General features: G+C 70.0%; 24 protein-coding genes. 14 read left to right on the top strand and 10 right to left on the bottom strand.

What is annotated here, in order from left to right; genetic code table 11:
• Positions 1-138: 138 nt before the first annotated feature.
• From GEV28_RS35295 to GEV28_RS35280, 4 genes are all read left to right on the top strand, one after another.
• Positions 139-498: a DUF742 domain-containing protein gene (locus GEV28_RS35295; RefSeq protein WP_291417516.1), complete on the top strand. Its 360-nt coding sequence runs from the start codon at positions 139-141 to the stop codon at positions 496-498.
• A 7-nt stretch (positions 499-505) separates the two neighbouring features.
• Complete coding sequence (locus GEV28_RS35290; protein ID WP_291417514.1) at positions 506-1,111, top strand: ATP/GTP-binding protein; 606 nt, start codon at positions 506-508, stop codon at positions 1,109-1,111.
• Complete coding sequence (locus GEV28_RS35285; protein ID WP_291417512.1) at positions 1,108-2,358, top strand: cytochrome P450; 1,251 nt, start codon at positions 1,108-1,110, stop codon at positions 2,356-2,358. The genes GEV28_RS35290 and GEV28_RS35285 overlap by 4 nt, the downstream gene beginning before the upstream one ends.
• A 104-nt stretch (positions 2,359-2,462) precedes the next feature.
• Entirely contained in the window at positions 2,463-3,149 is a 687-nt protein-coding gene (locus GEV28_RS35280) for a hypothetical protein (RefSeq protein WP_291417510.1), read from the top strand.
• Between the two features lie 3 nt (positions 3,150-3,152).
• Here the strand turns inward: GEV28_RS35280 and GEV28_RS35275 are convergent, their stop codons facing one another.
• From GEV28_RS35275 to GEV28_RS35265, 3 genes are read right to left on the bottom strand one after another with little or no spacing between them, the layout of a single operon-like run.
• Positions 3,153-3,659, bottom strand: a complete 507-nt coding sequence (locus tag GEV28_RS35275; protein WP_291417509.1) for a hypothetical protein — start codon at positions 3,657-3,659, stop codon at positions 3,153-3,155.
• A gap of 40 nt (positions 3,660-3,699) precedes the next feature.
• A complete protein-coding gene (locus GEV28_RS35270; protein ID WP_291417508.1) occupies positions 3,700-5,043 on the bottom strand; it encodes a putative T7SS-secreted protein in 1,344 nt (447 codons plus the stop codon).
• Complete coding sequence (locus GEV28_RS35265; RefSeq protein WP_291417507.1) at positions 5,043-5,462, bottom strand: hypothetical protein; 420 nt, start codon at positions 5,460-5,462, stop codon at positions 5,043-5,045. Before GEV28_RS35265 ends, GEV28_RS35270 begins: the two co-directional genes overlap by 1 nt.
• A gap of 148 nt (positions 5,463-5,610) precedes the next feature.
• Here GEV28_RS35265 and GEV28_RS35260 point away from each other — a divergent pair, with 148 nt between their 5' ends.
• The 4 genes from GEV28_RS35260 (at position 5,611) to GEV28_RS35245 (ending at position 8,536) form a co-directional block, all read left to right on the top strand.
• The gene (locus GEV28_RS35260; RefSeq protein ID WP_291417505.1) at positions 5,611-6,006 is read left to right on the top strand and encodes a carbohydrate ABC transporter permease; all 396 of its coding nucleotides are present in this window, start codon (positions 5,611-5,613) and stop codon (positions 6,004-6,006) included.
• Positions 6,007-6,113: 107 nt separating this feature from the next.
• Entirely contained in the window at positions 6,114-6,374 is a 261-nt protein-coding gene (locus GEV28_RS35255) for a hypothetical protein (RefSeq protein WP_291417503.1), read from the top strand.
• 186 nt (positions 6,375-6,560) lie between these two features.
• Positions 6,561-7,328 (top strand): ATP-grasp ribosomal peptide maturase, encoded by a 768-nt coding sequence (locus tag GEV28_RS35250; RefSeq protein WP_291417501.1) that lies wholly within the window; start codon positions 6,561-6,563, stop codon positions 7,326-7,328.
• On the top strand, positions 7,325-8,536 hold the full coding sequence (locus tag GEV28_RS35245) for a methyltransferase domain-containing protein (protein WP_291417499.1): 1,212 nt from the start codon (positions 7,325-7,327) through the stop codon (positions 8,534-8,536). Before GEV28_RS35250 ends, GEV28_RS35245 begins: the two co-directional genes overlap by 4 nt.
• 35 nt (positions 8,537-8,571) lie before the next feature.
• Here GEV28_RS35245 and GEV28_RS35240 read toward each other — a convergent pair whose 3' ends face one another.
• Positions 8,572-8,730: a DUF397 domain-containing protein gene (locus GEV28_RS35240; protein ID WP_291417496.1), complete on the bottom strand. Its 159-nt coding sequence runs from the start codon at positions 8,728-8,730 to the stop codon at positions 8,572-8,574.
• A gap of 257 nt (positions 8,731-8,987) precedes the next feature.
• On the opposite strand from GEV28_RS35240, the gene GEV28_RS35235 reads away from it, so the two are divergent.
• Both GEV28_RS35235 and GEV28_RS35230 read left to right on the top strand, forming a co-directional pair.
• Positions 8,988-9,344, top strand: a complete 357-nt coding sequence (locus GEV28_RS35235; protein ID WP_291417494.1) for an SPASM domain-containing protein — start codon at positions 8,988-8,990, stop codon at positions 9,342-9,344.
• A gap of 152 nt (positions 9,345-9,496) precedes the next feature.
• Complete coding sequence (locus tag GEV28_RS35230; RefSeq protein WP_291417491.1) at positions 9,497-10,354, top strand: aminoglycoside phosphotransferase; 858 nt, start codon at positions 9,497-9,499, stop codon at positions 10,352-10,354.
• Here GEV28_RS35230 and GEV28_RS35225 read toward each other — a convergent pair.
• The 6 genes from GEV28_RS35225 to GEV28_RS35200 form a co-directional block, all read right to left on the bottom strand.
• Complete coding sequence (locus GEV28_RS35225) at positions 10,335-11,138, bottom strand: AAA family ATPase (protein ID WP_291417488.1); 804 nt, start codon at positions 11,136-11,138, stop codon at positions 10,335-10,337. The two genes, GEV28_RS35230 and GEV28_RS35225, sit on opposite strands and share 20 nt — an antisense overlap.
• A 162-nt stretch (positions 11,139-11,300) precedes the next feature.
• Positions 11,301-12,476 (bottom strand): methyltransferase domain-containing protein, encoded by a 1,176-nt coding sequence (locus GEV28_RS35220; protein WP_291417486.1) that lies wholly within the window; start codon positions 12,474-12,476, stop codon positions 11,301-11,303.
• Complete coding sequence (gene tgmB, locus GEV28_RS35215) at positions 12,473-13,426, bottom strand: ATP-grasp ribosomal peptide maturase (protein WP_291417484.1); 954 nt, start codon at positions 13,424-13,426, stop codon at positions 12,473-12,475. The genes GEV28_RS35220 and tgmB overlap by 4 nt, the downstream gene beginning before the upstream one ends.
• The gene (gene tgmA, locus GEV28_RS35210; RefSeq protein ID WP_291417482.1) at positions 13,426-13,746 is read right to left on the bottom strand and encodes a putative ATP-grasp-modified RiPP; all 321 of its coding nucleotides are present in this window, start codon (positions 13,744-13,746) and stop codon (positions 13,426-13,428) included. Before tgmA ends, tgmB begins: the two co-directional genes overlap by 1 nt.
• 496 nt (positions 13,747-14,242) lie before the next feature.
• Positions 14,243-14,515 carry a DUF397 domain-containing protein gene (locus GEV28_RS35205; RefSeq protein WP_291417480.1) on the bottom strand — a complete coding sequence of 91 codons (273 nt, stop codon included), beginning with the start codon at positions 14,513-14,515 and terminating at the stop codon, positions 14,243-14,245.
• A gap of 24 nt (positions 14,516-14,539) precedes the next feature.
• On the bottom strand, positions 14,540-15,400 hold the full coding sequence (locus GEV28_RS35200; RefSeq protein ID WP_291417478.1) for a helix-turn-helix transcriptional regulator: 861 nt from the start codon (positions 15,398-15,400) through the stop codon (positions 14,540-14,542).
• A gap of 177 nt (positions 15,401-15,577) precedes the next feature.
• On the opposite strand from GEV28_RS35200, the gene GEV28_RS35195 reads away from it, so the two are divergent.
• The 4 genes from GEV28_RS35195 to GEV28_RS35180 are packed head-to-tail and all read left to right on the top strand — an operon-like array spanning position 15,578 to position 18,071.
• Positions 15,578-15,874 (top strand): hypothetical protein, encoded by a 297-nt coding sequence (locus tag GEV28_RS35195; RefSeq protein ID WP_291417477.1) that lies wholly within the window; start codon positions 15,578-15,580, stop codon positions 15,872-15,874.
• Positions 15,874-16,380, top strand: a complete 507-nt coding sequence (locus tag GEV28_RS35190) for a hypothetical protein (RefSeq protein ID WP_291417475.1) — start codon at positions 15,874-15,876, stop codon at positions 16,378-16,380. The genes GEV28_RS35195 and GEV28_RS35190 overlap by 1 nt, the downstream gene beginning before the upstream one ends.
• A 9-nt stretch (positions 16,381-16,389) precedes the next feature.
• Positions 16,390-16,545 (top strand): hypothetical protein, encoded by a 156-nt coding sequence (locus GEV28_RS35185; protein WP_291417473.1) that lies wholly within the window; start codon positions 16,390-16,392, stop codon positions 16,543-16,545.
• Positions 16,542-18,071, top strand: coding sequence for a transglycosylase SLT domain-containing protein (locus GEV28_RS35180; RefSeq protein ID WP_291417470.1), 1,530 nt, complete (start codon positions 16,542-16,544; stop codon positions 18,069-18,071). The genes GEV28_RS35185 and GEV28_RS35180 overlap by 4 nt, the downstream gene beginning before the upstream one ends.
• Positions 18,072-18,434 lie beyond the last annotated feature (363 nt).

Raw genomic sequence — 18,434 nt, 5'->3', positions numbered from 1 at the left:
CTTGCTACGCTTCACCCGCGAAGTGCCTTCCCGTTCGGCAACCTGGACTCCATACAAGTCCCAGTTTCCCTTACAGGACAGGCACTTCGCCTCATTTGCAGCCCGTGTCGCCCACATCCGCATGAAAGACCCAGGCTAGTGAGCCGACGCGAGCTCGACGGAGAGGATCCGGACCGGCTGTACACCCTCACCAGGGGGCGCAGCCGGGCGGACGCTCCCGATCTCGACATCGTCACGCTGATCGTCGCGAACGCCGATCCCCAGCCGGGCATGCAGTCCGAGTACGTCAAGATCCTGCGGATGTGCCGAGCCCCGGTGGCGGTCGTCGAGATCTCCGCCGCGCTCGGCCTGCCGGTGGGTGTGGTGAAGATCCTGCTGTCCGACCTGCTCGGCTCCGGTGTGGTCACCGCCCGCCACCCGTCCTCGGCGCGCGCCGGCGCGCGACTGCCCGATGCCGAGATTCTGAGGAAGGTGCTCGTTGGACTCCACAATCTCTGACCATGGCGTGGACAGCGGCGTGGACAGCGGCGTGCGCACGCCCCTGCGAAGCACGGCCGCCGACGGCCTGAAGATCGTCGTCGTCGGCGGGTTCGGCGTCGGCAAGACGACCATGGTCCGCTCGGTGAGCGAGATCCGCCCGCTGTCGACCGAGGAGACCATGACGCAGGCGGGCGTCGGCGTCGACCGGACCAGCGATGTGGTCGACAAGACCACGACCACGGTCGCCTTCGACTTCGGCCGGATCAGCCTCGACGAGCAGATGGTGCTGTACCTGTTCGGCGCGCCCGGCCAGGAACGGTTCTGGTTCCTGTGGGACCGGCTGTTCTCCGGCACGCTCGGCGCAGTGGTGCTCGCGGACACCCGCCGGCTGGAGGACTCCTGGTACTCCATCGACCGCCTCGAACACCACGGCACCCCGTTCATCGTGGCGCGCAACGTCTTCCCCGGTGCCACCCACGACCTCGACTCGGTGCGCGAGGCGCTGTCGCTGTCCGACGACGTGCCGCTGATCGACTGCGACGCGCGGGACCGGGACTCGGTCAAGCACGTGCTGATCACGCTCGTCGACCATCTCTTTGCGCTGACAACCGCTCGGGAGACCACCTCATGACCGACACCCAGCACCGCGACGAGCTCCCGGTGCCCGGGAGCCGCCGGGCCGCGGGCCCGGCGCGGCTGTACGGGCCGCAGTTCGACAACGACCCGGCCGGGCTGTACGCGGAGATCAGGCGCCAGCACGGGCCGGTCGCCCCGGTGCTGCTCGAAGGCGACGTCCCGGCCTGGTTCGTGTGCGGGTACCGCGAGCTGCACCAGGTCACCGTGGACTCGCAGCTGTTCGCCCGGGACACTCGGCGCTGGAACGCGTGGGACCGGGTCCCCGACGACTGGCCGCTGCTGGCCTACCTCGTCTACAACCACTCGGTCATGTTCGCCGAGGGACCGGAGCACCGGCGGCGTGCGGGCGCGATCAGCGACGCCCTCGCCGCCGTCGACCAGTTCGACCTGAGCGCGCACTGCGAGCGGATCGCCGACCGGCTGATCGACAAGTTCGCCGGCAGCGGCGAGGCGGAGCTGGTGTCGCAGTACGCGGAGCGGATCCCGCTGCGCGCCGCGGCGGTGATGTGCGGCATGCCGGAGACGGCAGCTCCGGCCATCGTCGAGGACCTGGTCAGCTCGCTGGACTCGTCGGCGTCGGACTCGATGCAGGCCTACGACCGGGTACAGGAGACCATGCGCCAGCTGGTCGAGGGCAAGCGCGAGTTCCCCGGGCCCGACGTGCCCTCGCACCTGCTCGCCAACCCGGCCAACCTCAGCGGCGAGGAGATCGTGCTGGACATGCTCGTGGTGATGTCCGCGGCACAGCAGCACACGACCAACTGGATCGGCAACACGATCCGGCTGATGCTCACCGATCCCCGGTTCGCCACCAGCCTCTCCGGCGGTCGCGCCAGCGTCGGCGACGCCCTCAACGAGGTGCTGTGGCAGGACACCCCCACGCAGAACTACATCGGGCGCATCGCCACGAGGGACACCCGGCTGGGGGGCCAGCGCATCCGCACGGGTGACCTCCTCGTGCTCGGCCTGGCCGCGGCCAACGCCGACCCGCAGGTGCGGCCGGAGGACGGCGCGGGCGGCAACCGCGCCCAGATGTCCTTCGGCCACGGCGAGCACGGCTGCCCGTACCCGGCGCCGGAGCTCGCCGAGGTCATCGCCAAGACGAGCATCGAGGTGCTCCTCGACCGGCTGCCGGACCTGACGCTCGCCGTGCCCGCCGCCGCCCTGGAGTGGCGCTCGTCGGTGTGGACCCGCGGCCTGACCCGGCTGCCGGTGAGCTTCACCCCGACCTACGTGCGCTGAACCGCGGGCACCCGACGGTGCTTGTCAGTGCGGGGGGATCTCGGTACGGTCGATGCGTTCCCGCCCACGACACCGCCCGCCCACGACACCGGGAGTGTTGCTCGATGTCGGTGTTGGCCCCGGTCGCGTTCGTGCTGGTCTTCGCCGCGATCATCGCCCTCATGGCCTGGCTGGTCGTCCGTACCGCCCGGCGCAACCGCGCGCCGCGAGACCCCGCGGTCAGCCACGACCTGGCCCGGCTGGCCGCCGACCGGGGGTGGCGGTTCACCCCGCGCGACGACGGCTTCCTGCGGCGGTTCAGCGGCTACCCGTTCGGCCGAGGAGGTCGGCGCCGTCCGGCGCTCGACCTGGTCACCGGCACGCACCGGGGGCGGACGTTCGCCTGCTTCCAGTTCTCCCCGCCGCGGTCGCTGCCGCCCGGCGAGGGCTCGGCCGAGATCGACCACGCCCGCGTCGTGGCGGTGGCGCTGCCCGCGGCGGTGCCCGCCGTGCTGGTGACGCGGGCGCACGCCGCGCCCCGCTGGACCCGCAGGTACACCGCGGGCGACGACGCCTTCGACCGCGCGTTCGCGGTGGGCACCGAGGACGGGCCCTTCGCCGACCGGGTGCTGACCGAGCCGGTCCGGCGGTGGCTGCTGGACAACCCGCCCGCGGGGTCGGTGCGGTTCGGCGGGCCGGACGTCGTCGCCTGGCACGCCGACCCGGGTGGCTTCGACGCGCGCATGGTCGAGCCCGCCGTGGACCACCTGTGCGACCTGCTGGACCGGATCCCGCCGGACGCGCTGCGCTGAGGCCTACCCTTCCCGCGGTTCCCGGCCCGGGCCCGCGGCCCGGACGGTGCGCACGAACCGCTGGAAGTCCTCGAACACGTCGTCGAGCTGCGCGGGCGTGCAGGTGAGCACCAGCTCGAGCACGGCGCGCTTCGCCGGGTCGTGCACGTCCTGCATGGACACGTACACCTGGCACTGGACCAGCTCGAGCGGATGTTCGGCCCCTAGCTGAAGGTCGAGCACCTGGGTGATGCCCGGCGCGTCATCGGAGCCGACCTCGGTGCGCTTCCGGACGCGCACGGAGCCGGCGGTGTCCGCGAGCCGGCTCACCGACTCGTCGGCGATCGCGTCCATCGTCATGTTCGGCTCGCGGAACTGCCCGGCGATGGTGAGGTTGGCGGTGAAACCGTTGGCCGAGGCCGGATGCAGCGCGACGAACGCGACGCCGGGTGCCCCGACCTCATCCGGCGGCGCCGCCTGCCAACCCTCCGGCAGCGAGAACTCGATGCGTACGGGTAGCTGGGTGACCATTGTTGGTGCTCCAAGCGTTGGTTGTCGCCGGCGCGGGCGATCAGTCGAACGGGTTCAGCGCGCTCGCCGCGTCGCCCAAGGTGTCGGTGATCTTCCCGGGGTCGACCGTGACTTCGAAGCCGAGCTTAGCTCCGACCCCGAGGCCGAGCCCGGCCTCCGCGCCGATCGTCCACTTGCCGTCCTCGCCCTTGCCGAGGGTCGCGTTGGCCTCGGCGCCGGCACCGGCCCAGGCCTCGCCGGTGACGCCGGCACCGAGACCGCCGACGTCGCCGTGCAGCTCACCGGTGGCCTTCGCGCCCGCGAAAGCGTCCGCGCCGACCCGGACGCCGTCGAGGCCGATCGAACCCTGCGCCCCGGCCTCCGCGCCCACGTAGCCCTTCGCCGAGCCGCCGACCTCGGCGATCCCGTAGTGCGCCGAGCCCTCGGCGGACGCCTGGACGAGGTAGGCGTTCGCCCTGGCCTCCGCGAAGACACCGTCCCGGCTGATCCCGGCGGCGGCGGTGCCCTCGACGCCGAGCGCCTTGAGGTCGGCCTGGCCGGCCAGGGTGATGTCGCCGAGCTGGGTCGCGCCCTTGACGCCGGTGGAGAACAGGCTCGCCTCGGCCGTCCCGCCGAACACCGTGGCCTTGACCCCTGGCCCCTGCCGCTTCTCGAACTGCTCGCCCCACTGGCCGTACTTGGCGAACTTGTTGCCCGCGTTCTGCTGACGCTCGGCCTTCTCCAGCCAGCTCTCGGTCGCCTTGATGTCGACGGCGACCTTCTGCGGGCCCTTCTTCTCCACGAAGTCCGCCGGCCCGGTCAGCCAGCTCGGCGCGCCGTCGCCCTTGCCGGCCTGCTTCTCGATGGCGCTCGCGTTGGTGTCGCCGGCCTTCTCGAGCTGGGAGCGGGCCCGGTCGAGAATCTCCTTGGCCTGCTGGCGCTTGGCCGCACCAGGGTCGGAGAACGTGCCGCCGACCGGCTGGGGGCCACCCGGTGTCCCGGGCGGGGCGCCGGAAACGGTGCCGGAGGTGAACGTGCCGCCGTCGGACTGGAACTTCTCGATCGCCTGTTTCGTGGCCGCCTGGCCGGAGTTCCACAGCGCGATCGCCTCGGATGCCTGGCCCTGGGCCCAGCTCAGTGAGGAGGCCTGGCCGTCGAGCGTGCCCGCGGCGGAGGTCATCGCCTCGTGGCCGAGATGCCAGTTGCCCGACTCCGGGGTGAACTTGTCCCAGAACGCGCTGCTGGCCGGCCCCTCCCAGTCGGGGATGCGGATGTTGGCGAGGTCGTCGGCGACGCCCTGCATGGTGTCCGCCTTGGACCGCAACTTGTCCGCCGCGCCGGTGACGGCGGCGGGGTCGCCCGGGATGAGCTCCTTGGGATCGTCGGTCTGGCCGAGCTCCGCCATCAGCGTGTCCCCTGCGGGGTCGGCGCCGGGCCCGGGGTGGGCGTCGGCTCTGGGTAGGCAGGATCGAACCTCGCGGAGCCGCGCTCCTCCTGCTGCTCGTAGACACCGGCGGCGCCGTTCAGCGCCTCACCGGCGGAGGCCGAGCGCTGCTGCAGGATCTGCTTGGCGAGCTCCCACGTGGTGCAGAACGCGTTCACCGCCGCGGACACCTTGTCGTGGCCGTATGCCTCTCCCTTGCCGGGCACCTCTTCCAGGTTCGTGTCGTCCGCCGCGGCGATCGCGTCGCCGATCCCGCCGGAGGCGGTGCGGAGCTGCTCAGGTTCTACGCGGTAGCCATCCATGCCGTCATCCGAGTCGTAGGCGTGTGCGGGGTGCCCCGGTACGACGTGCCGCGGGACGCCCTCGTTCCGTATGGGCACGCAGGGTAGTGGCGACCGTCGACTCGTCGCAGCGGAATCGGATGGACATTTTCCACCGGCCGCACGACCTGCGGTTTGACCGCGAAATCGCCGGCGGCCACTCGGCGGGCACCCGCACCGAGGCTCCGGCCGGCCGGCGGTGCCCAAGATGCTGGCCACGGACACCTTCTTCATCTTCCTGACGGTGCAGTTCTTCCGGAGCATCCCGCGCGAGCTGACCGAAGCGGCCACCATCGACGGTGCCGGGCACGGGCGAATCTTCTTCCAAATCATGCTGCCGCTGTCGACACCGGCCTTGGCGACGACGGCGATCTTCACCTTCATCTGGACCTGGAACGACTTCTTCAGCCAGCTCATCTTCCTGACCGACCCCGACATGTACACCGTCCCGGTAGCCCTGCGCACGTTCGTCGACTCGACCGCGGACAGTTCGTGGGGCTCGCTGTTCGCGAACTCGATCGTGTCCCTGGTCCCGATCTTCGTGATCTTCCTGTTCGGCCAGAAGTATCTGGTGAAGGGCATAGCCACCACCGGCATGAAGTAGCCCGGCGGCTATCGCCATGGACACCTGGCTTGCTGTCCACGCAGCGCCCTGATACGCAATAGTGATCAGGTCGCCGCCTAGAGTGACAGCCGAAGGGGAAGATGAGGATGCCCGCCAGTGACCCGGTCATGACCGTGGTGGACAAGCTGCCGCTGTCCAGGCCGCACGACGCCGCGCCCGAGGCGGTCCCGCCCGCCCGGGTCGGGCCGTCGCCGTTCGGGCTGCGGTTCGCCGTCATCCCCGTGATCCCCGACGACAAGCACAAGAAGACCTACTACACGGTGACGGTGAAGGAGGCCACACAGGTCAGCCAGGACGGCAAGGTCGTGACCGTCCAAGACGACGTGCCGCGGGAGAGGGAGGACTGACCGTGGCCGTCCTGGTCCTCACAGCGCACGAGGACGACACCGCCACCAGGGTCTGCCAGGCGCTGGAGGCGCGCGGACACGACTTCGCGCGGATGGATCTGGGCGCCTTCCCCGAGAAGCTGTCGTTCACCGCGTCCGGCCCAGGGCCGGGCCGGACGGCTGTCCGACGGCCAGCGGGACCTGCCGTTGGCCGACATCGAGACTGTCTACTGGCGGCGACCGACCAGCTTCCGCTTGCCCACCCACCTCAGTGAGCAGCAGCGGCGGTTCGTCATCGCCGATGCTCGCCAGGGGCTGGGCGGGCTGATCTCGTGCCTGCCCGTCCCCTTCGTCAACCACCCTTCCCGCGTCGCCGACGCCGAGTTGAAACCAGCCCAGTTGCGGGCCGCCGCCGAGAACGGGCTTGTGGTCCCGCCCACGCTGATCACCTCATCCGGCTCCGAGGCACGCCAGTTCGCCGGCCGATTCGGCAAGGTCCTCTACAAGCCGCTGACATCCGCATTCCTGTACGAGGACGACCAGGTGAAACTGGTCTACGCGACCCTGGTCGAGGCCAGCGACATCGATGACACGTCCATCGCGCTGAGCCCCTGCCAGTTCCAGGCGTTCATCCCCAAGAGCCGGGACATTCGCCTGGTCGCGGTCGGGCGGGACTGCTTCTCCGTCGCGATCTACGCCGGCTCGGACAAATCCTATGTGGACTGGAGAGCCGATTACCCCGCGCTGTCTTACGAGCCGGTCGAGACGCCATCACACATCGCCGAGGCCGCCGCCGCCTACCTCAAGCGGTTCGGGCTGGCGTTCGGGTGCTTCGACTTCACGGTTTCAGCCGACACCGGGCAATGGGTCTTCCTCGAATGCGACGCCAACGCCCAGTGGGGCTGGTTGGAGCCCGAGACCGGGCTGCCCATCGCCGACGCCATCGCCCGCCATCTCACCGGAGACTCCACGTGACCACCGACTGGGAGCCCAGGCTCGCCGCCCTCGTCGCCACCCTGACCGACGGGGGCCACCTGCACAGCTCGGAATGGGTCACGGCGTTCGCCGCCACACCCCGGCATGTGTTCACCCCGGAGATCATCATCACCACACCGGACGGCTACCGCGTGCTCTCCGGCGACGACTCGGCCAGCCGACAGGAGTGGCTGTCCGCGGTCTACTCCGACGAATCCCTTGTCACACAAGACAAACCCCACGCGGCCGGGCATCTGGTCCCCTCGGGCGAGCCGCTGCGGGTTCCGACCAGCTCCTCGACCATGCCCTCACTGATGGCCCGCATGCTCGAAGCCTTCGACATCGATGACGGCATGCGGATCCTGGAGATCGGCACCGGAACCGGCTACAACGCCGCCCTGCTGTCCCACCGCCTCGGTGACGGCGATGTCGTGTCCATCGACATCGACCCCTGCCTGGTCGATCAGGCAGGGCACCGCCTTGCCCAACTCGGGTACACCCCGACGCTGCGTGCCGGCGACGGTGCGGACGGCGCCGCCGAGCACGGCCCCTACGATCGGATCATCGCCACCGCCGCCGTCCCCGACATCCCGATCGCCTGGGTCCAGCAGCTCAAACCGGGCGGGAAGATCCTCGCCAACCTGCGCGGCGACCTCGCGGGCGGCACGCTCTGCCTGCTGTCCAGAGGGCACGACGATGACGAGGTGATCGGCCCGATCCTGCCCATCGGCGGGAACTTCATGTGGTTGCGACCGAACGTCGACGATCCCCACCGACCCCACGAACTTGCCCCGGTTACGCAGCGCGGAACGACCAGCCGCACCACCACCAACCTCGACCCGGCAGAAGTCCCCGTCGACGACGCCGGATTCCGGTTCCTCCTGCAACTGCAACTCCACGCGGCACAGGCCCTCTGGCGAGGCCCCGCGTTCGATCCGGTCACCCGCACCGAGCACGATGCCGTGACCGTTACCGCCGCCGACGGCTCCCGCGCCGAAGCCTTCACCGGCCAGGAAAACGGCCGTCACCGCGTCAGCCAAACCGGACCACGCCGGATCTGGGACACCGTTGAGACCACCCACCACCTCTGGCGCGACCTCGGGCAGCCCGCTCCCGACAAGTTCGGCGTCGTCGCCAACGACAGCACCCAGTTCGCCTGGTTCGGCAACGACGACAGTTGGCACCGCTGGCCCCTCCCCCTCATCTGAGGCCGTGCATCGAGGGGCACCGGCCCACGTCGGGATCAGGGCAGGTCGAGGTCCGCGCGCTTGACGGCCACGCGGAACGCGTCCCAGGCCGGGAAGCCGGCGAGCAGCACGCCGCCGTCGGGTTGCTTCGAGTCGCGGATACCGGCGACCGACGGCGTGACCGCCACCTGCGGCTCGAAGAGCTCGACAACCACACCTGAAAGTCCACCGGGCTTCGTAGCATGGGGCGATCTTGTCGGTTCCCTGCGTCACACTGGCTTCGGCGTGATGATCGAGGTCGGGAGGTGTCCGATGGGGCAGTCGACGTTTCTCTGGGCCGAGCTGACCAGCCGTTGTCAACTCGAATGCGCCCATTGCGGCGATCACCGGGCGGCCCAGCCACGCCCGGACGAGGGCGAACATCGCTGAGGCGCTGCGCCGTGGGGTCCCGCTGCGGGCCGGTGTGATCGACATGGGTGGTGGGCAGCGGGCCGAGCAGGCGCAGGCCGAACTGGTCGACCTGGGCGTACCCGCGATCGGATACGACCGGCTACGCCAGGTCGGCCGCGGCGTCCGCGATCAGCAGGCCAGCACCGCGCAGATGTGCGGACGCTGCGGCGACGGGGTGGCCGCGGTCTCGCCGGACGGCGCGGTATGGCCATGCGTGTTCAGCCGCTGGCTGCCGATCGGCAACGTCCTGGAGACCGAGCTCGCCGCGATCCTCGCCGGCCCGGAGGCTGCCGGTGTTCGAGCCGAGCTGGCCGAGACGTTCGCCGCCCGCAAACCAAGCGCGTGCCGGCCGGACTCTGCACCGAAGAACCACCCCTGAAACCCCGACTGCCAGCCCTCCTGCAACCCACACTGCCAACCAACATGCTCGCCGCGGTGCAGCCCGACCTGCGACCCGATCAAGTGCAAGCCCAACTCCTGCTGGCCGCGCTACTGACGGTTGTCGCCGACCGGGGCCGTAGCCTGGCCGGTATGCCCGAGCTGGAGGTCTCCGCCGCAGACGCCGCGCACCGCGCCTGGCTGACCGACCTGTTCGCCAACGCCGCCGAGCGCGCACAGGCCACCGTGGCGGGCGAGCCTGTGTTCGGCTGGAACGACCGGTCCGCCGGCGCCCCTGTGGCCACCGCCGACGGCGAGCGGTGGCTGCGACTGGTGGTCGAACAGCAGGCCTGGGCCGGTGGCGAGTTCTGGACCGGCAACGGCGACGCGAACGTGATCACCGGAGTGGCCAAGCCGCGCGTGCTCGAGCACTGCGACTGGACCGAGGGGCCATGGGCGGTGCGCGCCGAGCTGATGACCCAGGTGCACGGCACACCGTGCTCACCCACACCCGACGTGCGCGCACCGATCGACCTGCCCAGTGCCTGGTGGAGCGAGCTGACCTCCTCCTTGGCCGCACTCGCCACCGTTGCGACCGAACGAGTCCATCTGCGGCAGGCGGATGTAACCCGCCGGCTGGAGGTGTTCTTCGGCGACCGGGCCGGCGACCCCACGGTGTCGCGGTGGACCGCCGCCCACGCGGACCTGCACTGGGCCAACCTGCTCGCCCCGCACTGCGTGCTGGTGGACTGGGAGGGCTGGGGCCTGGCCCCGGCCGGCTACGACGCGGCCTGCCTGTACGTGCACACACTGCTCGAGCCCGCGTCCGCCGACAAGGTGCACGCGGAGCTTGTCGAGCACCTCGACACCCGCGACGGGCTGCTCGCCCAGCTCTACGCCACCACCCGGCTGCTGCAGCGGGTCGACCATGGCGACTACCCCGGGTTGGCGATCCCGTTGCACCACAACGTAAATCGGGTCATTGCCCAGCTCACCGACGACGCCCACTGACACCCGCGTCATCCTCGTGCTCGTCGTTGAGCAGGTGCCGCAGGAACCTCTCTGGCGCGGCGAGAAAGCCGCGGGTCAGGGCGACCGGGTCGGCCTGGTCATAATCGACCCGCTCGATCTCCCCGTCCGCGTCGATCTGCAAGATCCGCGCGCCGGGCACCGCGAGCAGGATCGGCGAGTGCGTGGCGATCACGAATTGGCTGCCCTGGCCGACCAACTCGGCAATCCGCGCGAGCACGGCCAGACAGCCGCGCGGGGACAGCGCCGCCTCCGGCTCGTCGAGCAGGTACAACCCGTTCGGACCGAACCGGTGCGTCACCAAGTCCACAAAGGACTCACCGTGGGAGCGTTCGTGCAGTGACCGGCCGCCGTAGGCGGGCAGCAGCGGCACCGCGCTCGCCTTGTCCAGCCGGTCGATCTCGGTGGCCACGTTGTAGAACGACTCCGCCCGCAGGAAGAACCCGGTGCGCGGTTTGCGGGTGCCCCACCGCAGGATCAGGTGATCGCCGAGGCTCGACTCGCTGGCGCGGGTGGCGAACCGGAACGACTGCGACCCGCCCTCCGCGTTGAACCCCGCCGCCACCGCAAGCGCCTCCACCAGGGTGGACTTGCCGGTGCCGTTGTCGCCGACCAGGAACGTCACCCCGGCGTCCAGCTCCACGTGCTCGACTGTGGCCAGGTGCCGCACCACCGGGAGGGTGAACGGATAGCGGCCGGTGTCAGCGTGCGGATCCAGCCGGACGTGGCGGACGAACCCGCCCGCGCCGGCGCGAGTGCGGGTCACGGCCGGTCCCCCTCGTCGAGGTGATCGAGGTCGTCGAGGTCGGCGTCGACCTTGCGCTGCAGCTGGGCGCGGGCGGCAACCGTCAGGCTCATCGCGCACCACCCCCGGGATCTGATCAACACCTTTCGCTGTCGTGCGGCCCTGTGACAATGGCTAGCTCGCTCACGGCGGCAGGGTCCACGTGTGCTCGCCGGTCGGCCTGTCCAACCACAGGGTGTGCGCCTCGGCAGTGACGGTGAGCCCGAACCGGTCGCGGGTCGGTTTGCCGAGGGCGGCCCATTCGGCGTAGACGGCGTCGATCTCGTCCCACAGGCGGCGCGGCCCGCTCTGCACGGCGACGAGCTGGCCGTCGTCCAGCTCTTGGTTGGCGCAGGACCCGTCCCGGCAGAGCAGGTAGGTGCGCATCGCGGGTGCGTCTTCGGGCTGGAACCAGTGCAGCGCGACGCCGGGGACCCGCAGCGCGGCGAACAGCGGGAAGTCCAGCGAGGTGACCTCGCCGGACGGCATCCGCGCCAGGCTCCGGGTGGGCTCGTCGTCGGACCGCAACGCTCGTTGCAGCAGCGCGAGGGTGTCCGGGCGCTGGTAGTCGCGGCGGGGCATGAACGCGCCGTACTCGCCGAGGAAGTGCCCGGTGGCGGTGCCGTCGGAGTTGACCCGCAGCAGTGGCATCGCGCCCGCGTCCAGCTCGGTGTAGAGGTGGCTGAGGATGAGCCCACCGGGGCGGGCCTGTTCGAGCCACGCGTGCGGGATACGCGGCCACGAGCAGGTGGCCAGAATACGGTCGTAGGGAGCGCGGCCGGAGTAGCCGCGCGCGGCATCGGCCTCGGCCACGGTCGGGGTGGAGCCGGCCCGCGCGAGCCGGGTGCGCGCGACCTCGACCACGCGCGGGTCGACATCGATAGTAGTGACATGGTCGGAGCCGAGCCGCTGCGCCAGCAACGCCGCGTTGTAGCCGGTGCCGGTGCCGACCTCCAGCACGTGATGCCACGGCTGCAGGTCCAGCGCTTCGAGCATCCAGGCCATCAGTGTGGGTTGCGAGCTGGAACTGGTCGGGCTCCCGGTCACCCCGCCGTTGCCGCGCGCGGTATCCCAGGCGGTGTCGTCGCCGTTGAGCTGGGTCACCAGGGTGAGATCGGAGTACACCGAGGACAGCCAGTCCTCGTCGCCGGAGTCGACCGCGCGCATCCCGCCGCCGGGCTTGTGCAGGAAGAAGCGCGGCACGAACGCCTCCCGCGCCACGGTGGCGAACGCGTCGCGCCATTCCGGGCTGAGCGGGGCGCCACCCTCGGGGAGCTTGGCGGCGAACTGTTCGCGCAACTGCTGGGCGGTCACGGTCACGGTGCGGTCCTTCCATCCAGGGCGTCGGCAATGGCCGAGGCGATGCGCGGGGTCAGCGCGTCGATCCAGGCCCACTGCCCGTTCGGGTTGATCTCCAACCAGGTCCACTCACCCGAAGGAGTGACAATGAAGTCCAGGGCGCCGAAGCGCAGCCGCAGCGCCCGCATCAGGGCCGCTGTCTTCGCTCGCACGTCGCCGGGCACCTTGATCGGCTCATAGGTCAGGGCGTCGTAGTCGGCGCGCCAGTCCACCCGGGCGCGGTCGGAATGCGCGTCGATGCGGGCGGCGAAACACCGGCCGTCCACCACGGTGACCCTCACCTCGAAGGCTTTCGGGACTGCCTGCTGGAACAGGCACATGGTGGCGCCGATCGCCGCGTCGTCGAGCTGGTCGAGCTGGACGGGCTGGGTGTAGATGAAGTCCCGGCCGTGCTCGTGGGTGTAGGCGATGCCCGACAGCGGCTTGTAGACGATCGGGCCGACCTCCTTGGCGAACAGGCGCGCCTCGTGCGCGTCGTTGGTCAGCAGGGTGGGCGGGACGGTCAAACCAGCGGCGCGGGCGGCGGCGAACTGGACCGGCTTGTACTCGGCCCGCGCAATGTTGGCGGGATGGTTGAGCCACACCGGCAACGAGGACAGCAGCCCACCGAACCCGAACCGCGCCTCCCGCACTGCCCATGCCGCGTCGGCCTGGCTCAAGCCGGGGTGCGGCTGGTAGATCGACGGACGCCGGTAATACACAGCACCCACGTCGCGGAGGTCGGCGACGAGGCCTCGGATACGGAGGGTGCCGCAGCGGTCCTGGTCCAACCTCGCCGTGGCGACGAGGCGTCGCGGGAACTCTGCCGTGTCGAACCGCACGACCGGGGTGCCCCGCTCGGTCAGTTCGGTGACCACGTGGTCGGCGGTCACATCGAACTGTTCGGTAACGACCAGGACCGTAGCGGGCATCAGTCCTCCGTCACGTCCTCGTCGCGCTCGAACCTGGTGCCGTCCCCGGTGTTGGTGGGGGTCTGCGTCGGGCCTGTCGAGTGCTTCGCGGCTTCGATGCGGCTGCCGTCCTCGGTGACCACGGCGATCTGCCGATCCGGGTCATAGTCCCAGCTGGAGAAGTCGGCGGCCGGCACGCTCTCACATGGTTGGGGCGGCGCGGCGAACCGGAGCCCGAACGGACGGGCGGCCGGTTCGTCCCGGACGGTGGTGCTGCCCCGGTACGCGCCCAACGGGAATATGCCGTGCGCGCCCGGTAGGGCTTCGGTGTTGGCGCTCATGAAGGAACTCCCTTGGTCACTGACGGTGCCGTACTGGTCACTATGCCGATGGTGCCGGAGCCGGGTCACCGTGTATACGGTCATTCGGGCGCCTCCTCCATCGGGGACATCCGGTCCGCCAGCGGCTGGCAGGTCGCGCAGCGCTGGCGGCACTTGGTGCCGCCGTGGCGTCGACCGCCTTTCCGCACAACGACCACAGGATCGGGACGCGGCGGACGTACCAGACCGGGCCGCGCAGGACGAGGATCGCGTGCGGTAGCAGCGTGAAGTAGCCCGGACCACACGACCTGCTCGGCGACCACGACGCGCTACTCACGCGCATGGGGTCCGGCCTCGCTCCCGGCCGGACGCCGTGCCGGCTTGTCATACGGGTTGGCTGTGGTCCTTGGCTACGACCACGAGTACACATCTGACTCCACGCAGTAATACACCGGTTTGGGGGTACGGCGACGGTGTGGAGCACGACGACACCGGGCGGCAGGTGTCGTTGTCTCGGTCAGGGCAGGTCGAGGTCCGCGCGCTTGGCGGCCAGGCGGAACGCGTCCCAGGCCGGGAAGCCGGCCAGCAGCACGCCGCCGCCGGGTTGCTTCGAGTCGCGGATACCGGCGACCGACGGGCTGACCGCCACCTGAACGCAGGCGCCGTCGCTCTGGCTGCGGGTACTCGTGCGCCAGCCGGCATCCGGGAAGGCGACCTCGACGCACTCGCCGTTGCTCTGGCTTCGGCTGCTCTTGCGCCAGACAGCGCCGGCCAGGTCGATGTTCATCATCGTGCCGCCTCCTTGCCCGAGAGGTCATCGCTTGAGCTTGGACGCGGCCTGGGCAATCAGCCGCGCTGAGCGACCCTCGTCCAGTGCCATGTCCCAGATGCGATTGTAGGCATTCCGGAACCGCTCAACCTCCTCGGCTTCGTCCTCGATCACGAAGTAGGTCACACTCTCGGCGAAGATCACGTCCGGGTCGGCCTCGTCGGGGAAACTCAAGATGGTGAAGTTGCGGCCGAGCGCCGGTCGTGTGCCTGCGGAGAACGGCAGCACCCGGATCTGGACGTTTGGCGCTTCCCGGGCGAGTGCGGCGAGGTGATCGAGCTGTTCGCGCATCACTTTTAGGCCGCCGACCGCGGTGAGCAGGGCGGCCTCACCGAGCGCGACGCGAAAGCGCAGCGGATGGTCACCCGTCAGCAGTCTCTTCCGGTCCATCCGAATAGACACCAGCCGGTCGACCTCGTCGTCGGGCTCGCCGGCGCCAATGAGCGCGCGTGCGTATGCCTCCGTCTGGATGAGGCCGGGCACGAACTCACCCTCGAGTTTCGAGGCCATCTCGGCTTCGTCCTCGAGTTCGTAGTACTCGGCGAGCCGCTTGGGCACCACGTCCTGGTAGGGACGGCGGATCACGCCGGGCTTGCTGCGTTTGCGGCCATCGAGGGCGATCTGCACCATCTCGTCGATCACCGCCTCCGGTGCGCCGTAGAGCCGGAGCGCGTCGCGGACCCGCAGCGGCTCGGCGCTCTCCCCGTTCTCCATCCGCGAGACCGTCCCCGAGCCGCAGAGCAGCGCCTTCGCCGCGTCCTCGCCGGACATCCCGGTCGCCGCCCGGTACTGCCGCAACGCCCGCGCCAGCCTGCGCCGCCGCATGGACCTGCCGGAATTGCTCACCGTACCTCCTCCTGATTGGTGGCCCACAGTTTGGCACCCCTGAGACCAGAGCGTACGTCACCCACCTGGATCATCTTATTTGGAAGCATCCATATTCCATGTTCTAATCAGGAGGTCAGTATATGGAACGTTCACAAGTCGGTCCGCAGCGGGTGCGGAGAGCGAGAGGAGAGTGGCGTGGAACCGCATGTCAGGAAAGACCGGGCGCTGGTGTACGCGAACGTCGGTGTGCATGCCGACGTGGAGATCGCGCTGGCCATGGACCTCGATGGCGGGGAGGGAGCGGCGATCCACTTCGGGCACGACGGCCCGGACCTGATCATGGACTTCGCCGATGTGGACAGCCTGGAGCGACTGGCGGCCGTGGCGGCCGACGGGGCACGGCGGCTCCGGGCTCGGCTCACCGCGCACGACGACCGGGCCGCCGCGCCGAACGCCGACGTTGACCCGCCGATCGCAGCGGGGGTGGCCTGATGAGCGTTGGCTCACTGGGGATGACCCTGGCCGAACACGACTCGGTCAGGCTGCGGGCCAGCAGGTCCGAGGAGCTGGCGTGGCTGGTGATCGAGGCCGACGAGACGCACTGCGAGATCCGGATGGATCGCGCTCACGTGGAGGCGCTGCGCGATCATCTCCCGGACGTGCTGGCCGGCCTGGACCGGTGGTCGGCTGAGGACGCGGCGTGCGAGCAGGCAGAGGTCGCCGGTGGGCGGGCTGTGGATGCCGCCGCCGAGGCGCTGGACATGGCGGCGCGGGCGGACGCGGCCGGGGCCCACGACGTGGCCGCTCCCCTGCGGGAGGCCGCGGCTGAGATGACCGCCAAGGCCGACGCGGTGGACGCCGCCGTGCGGGCGTTCGGGAACGCCGCGGCGGATGCCGACTACGCGGCGGAGAGGTTGAGCTACGCCACCCGCGAGGCTGAGCGGGCGTTGTGCCGGTGGCGGGACGATGACCGGCCCGCCGAACTGGTCGAACGGTGACCAGCGGCGGTGGTGGTCGCTCCGATCGACCCTGAGCGGCCCGGCGAGATCACCGTGCAGTTGGAGTGGATCAACACCTACCTGCCGCTGGTCGTGCCCAAGATGCTGGCCACGGACGCCTTCTTCATCTTCCTGAGGCCGGGGTCGGTCGGTAGGTGTCGATGATCGGTTACGTTCGGAAATTGTTCGGCGGACTGCGACCTTCGGCGGAGTCGGGCGGTGTGGGCGACGGCGTATGTTCCGGCCGCTGGGGCTTTTCGGGTCGGAGAATGATCGGGGACGCAGGCATGAACGACACGCTCGTCGCGCAGCAGTCGACCGGCGGCACGCAGCAGGGTTCCGGGGCGAACCTGCTCAACGACATCCGCTCGACCGCGAGCGCCATCGACGGCGGCGACTGGCTGTCGGCCGGCATGAGTGTGGTCAAGGTCGGGATGGACGTGCTCGACGTCGCGGGCGACCCGCTCGGCGCGATCGGCGGCGCGGGTCTTGGCTGGGTGCTGGGCGCGGTGTCGTTCCTGCGCGAACCGTTCGACGTGCTGAAGGGCGACTCGGGTTCGGTCACCTCGTCCGCGTCCTCGTGGGGCGGCAGCGGCGGGAGCCTGTCGGCCACTGCGGACCAGTACCGCCAGGCGGTGAGCGACCAGACCCGGTCGTGGACCGGCACGGCGGCCGACGGCTACCGCGCGGCGGGCACCAACCAGGCGGACGGCCTGTCGGCGCTGTCCGCGGCCAGCAACGCGGTGTCCGGGGCGATCCAGCAGGGCGGCCAGGCGGTCGCGCAGGCCCGCAAGACGGTCATGGACCTGATCGGCGATGCGGTGCAGAAGATCATCCAGATCTGCGTCGAGGCGTTGTCGAAGTCGTGGATGTCCTTCGGCGCGAGTATCGCGGAGGGCATCGCGAAGTCGGTGCAGCAGGCCGTGCAGACCGGCCAGAAGCTGATGAAGGAAATCCAGTCGCTGGTGCAGACCCTGCAGAAGATCCTCGAGGTGGTGCAGAAGGTCGGGCAGATCGTCCAGCAGGTCAAGCAACTGGTCGAGCTCATCGGCGGGAAGGCCAGCGCGCAGCAGCCACAGACGCTGTCCACCCAGCAGGTGACCAGCAACGGCGCGATGGCCACCGACACCAACCCGAACGGCGGCGGCGTCGACCGGCTCGACAGTCAGCAGATCGCCCCCGGCTACCAGTGGCAGCAACCGGAGATCGCCGGCCAGAACGTTCAGCTGGCCCAGGCCACCGTCGACCCGACCCAGTGGCCCGCGCCGCCGGCGGGAGTCCCGTCCTGGGGGCCGACCGGCCCGCCGCCGGACGAGGGCACCGCCGCGGGACCGCAGCAGGTCGGGACGTGGGTCGAGACGGCCAGGCAGGTTCTGCTCGACCAGGGCGTCGACGCGTCGCTGATGAACTCGGACCAGATGGCCGGACTCATTCAGCACGAGTCCAGCGGCAACCCACACGCCATCAACCTGTGGGACTCCAACGCGACCGCCGGGCACCCGTCGAAGGGTCTGATGCAGACGATCGACTCCACCTTCGAGGCGCACCACCTTCCCGGCTACGGCAACATCTACGGGCCGGTCGACAACATCATCGCCGGCACCCGGTACGCGATCGACCGCTACGGCTCGATCTCGAACGTGCCAGGTGTGCGCGCAGTGCAGAACGGCCGCGACTACGTCGGTTACTAGCTGACTTGTTCCACGGGGTGTTCGGCACGACCCCCACCCGAGGCCGCGATGGAGCCAGATCCGACGCTGCCTTCAGCAGATCATCAACGCCTGCCGGCCATCGCCGCAGGCATCTGGCGCAACTGGACAACCGGCATGACCAGCAACCGGACACGGCGAGTGCGTGCCGACCCGATCAGGTGAAACTGTTGCCATGCAACGGAAAACGTGCTGCGGGTCCGGTAGAATCGACCACATGTGCGAGCCGATAGTCGATCTACCCGAGGACGCGGTCCCGGAAGCTGTGCCGTTGGCGACGGCACGTGGGTTCGCGCGCGCGGCGTGGCAGGCTCAGGGACACGAACTGGAACAACTCGCCCGCTT

The sequence above is a fragment of the Actinophytocola sp. genome, assembly GCF_009379765.1.
Lineage (GTDB): Bacteria > Actinomycetota > Actinomycetes > Mycobacteriales > Pseudonocardiaceae > Actinophytocola.
The sequence above is the reverse complement of the archived record's forward strand: the minus strand, read 5'-3'. Positions and strand labels throughout refer to the sequence as shown.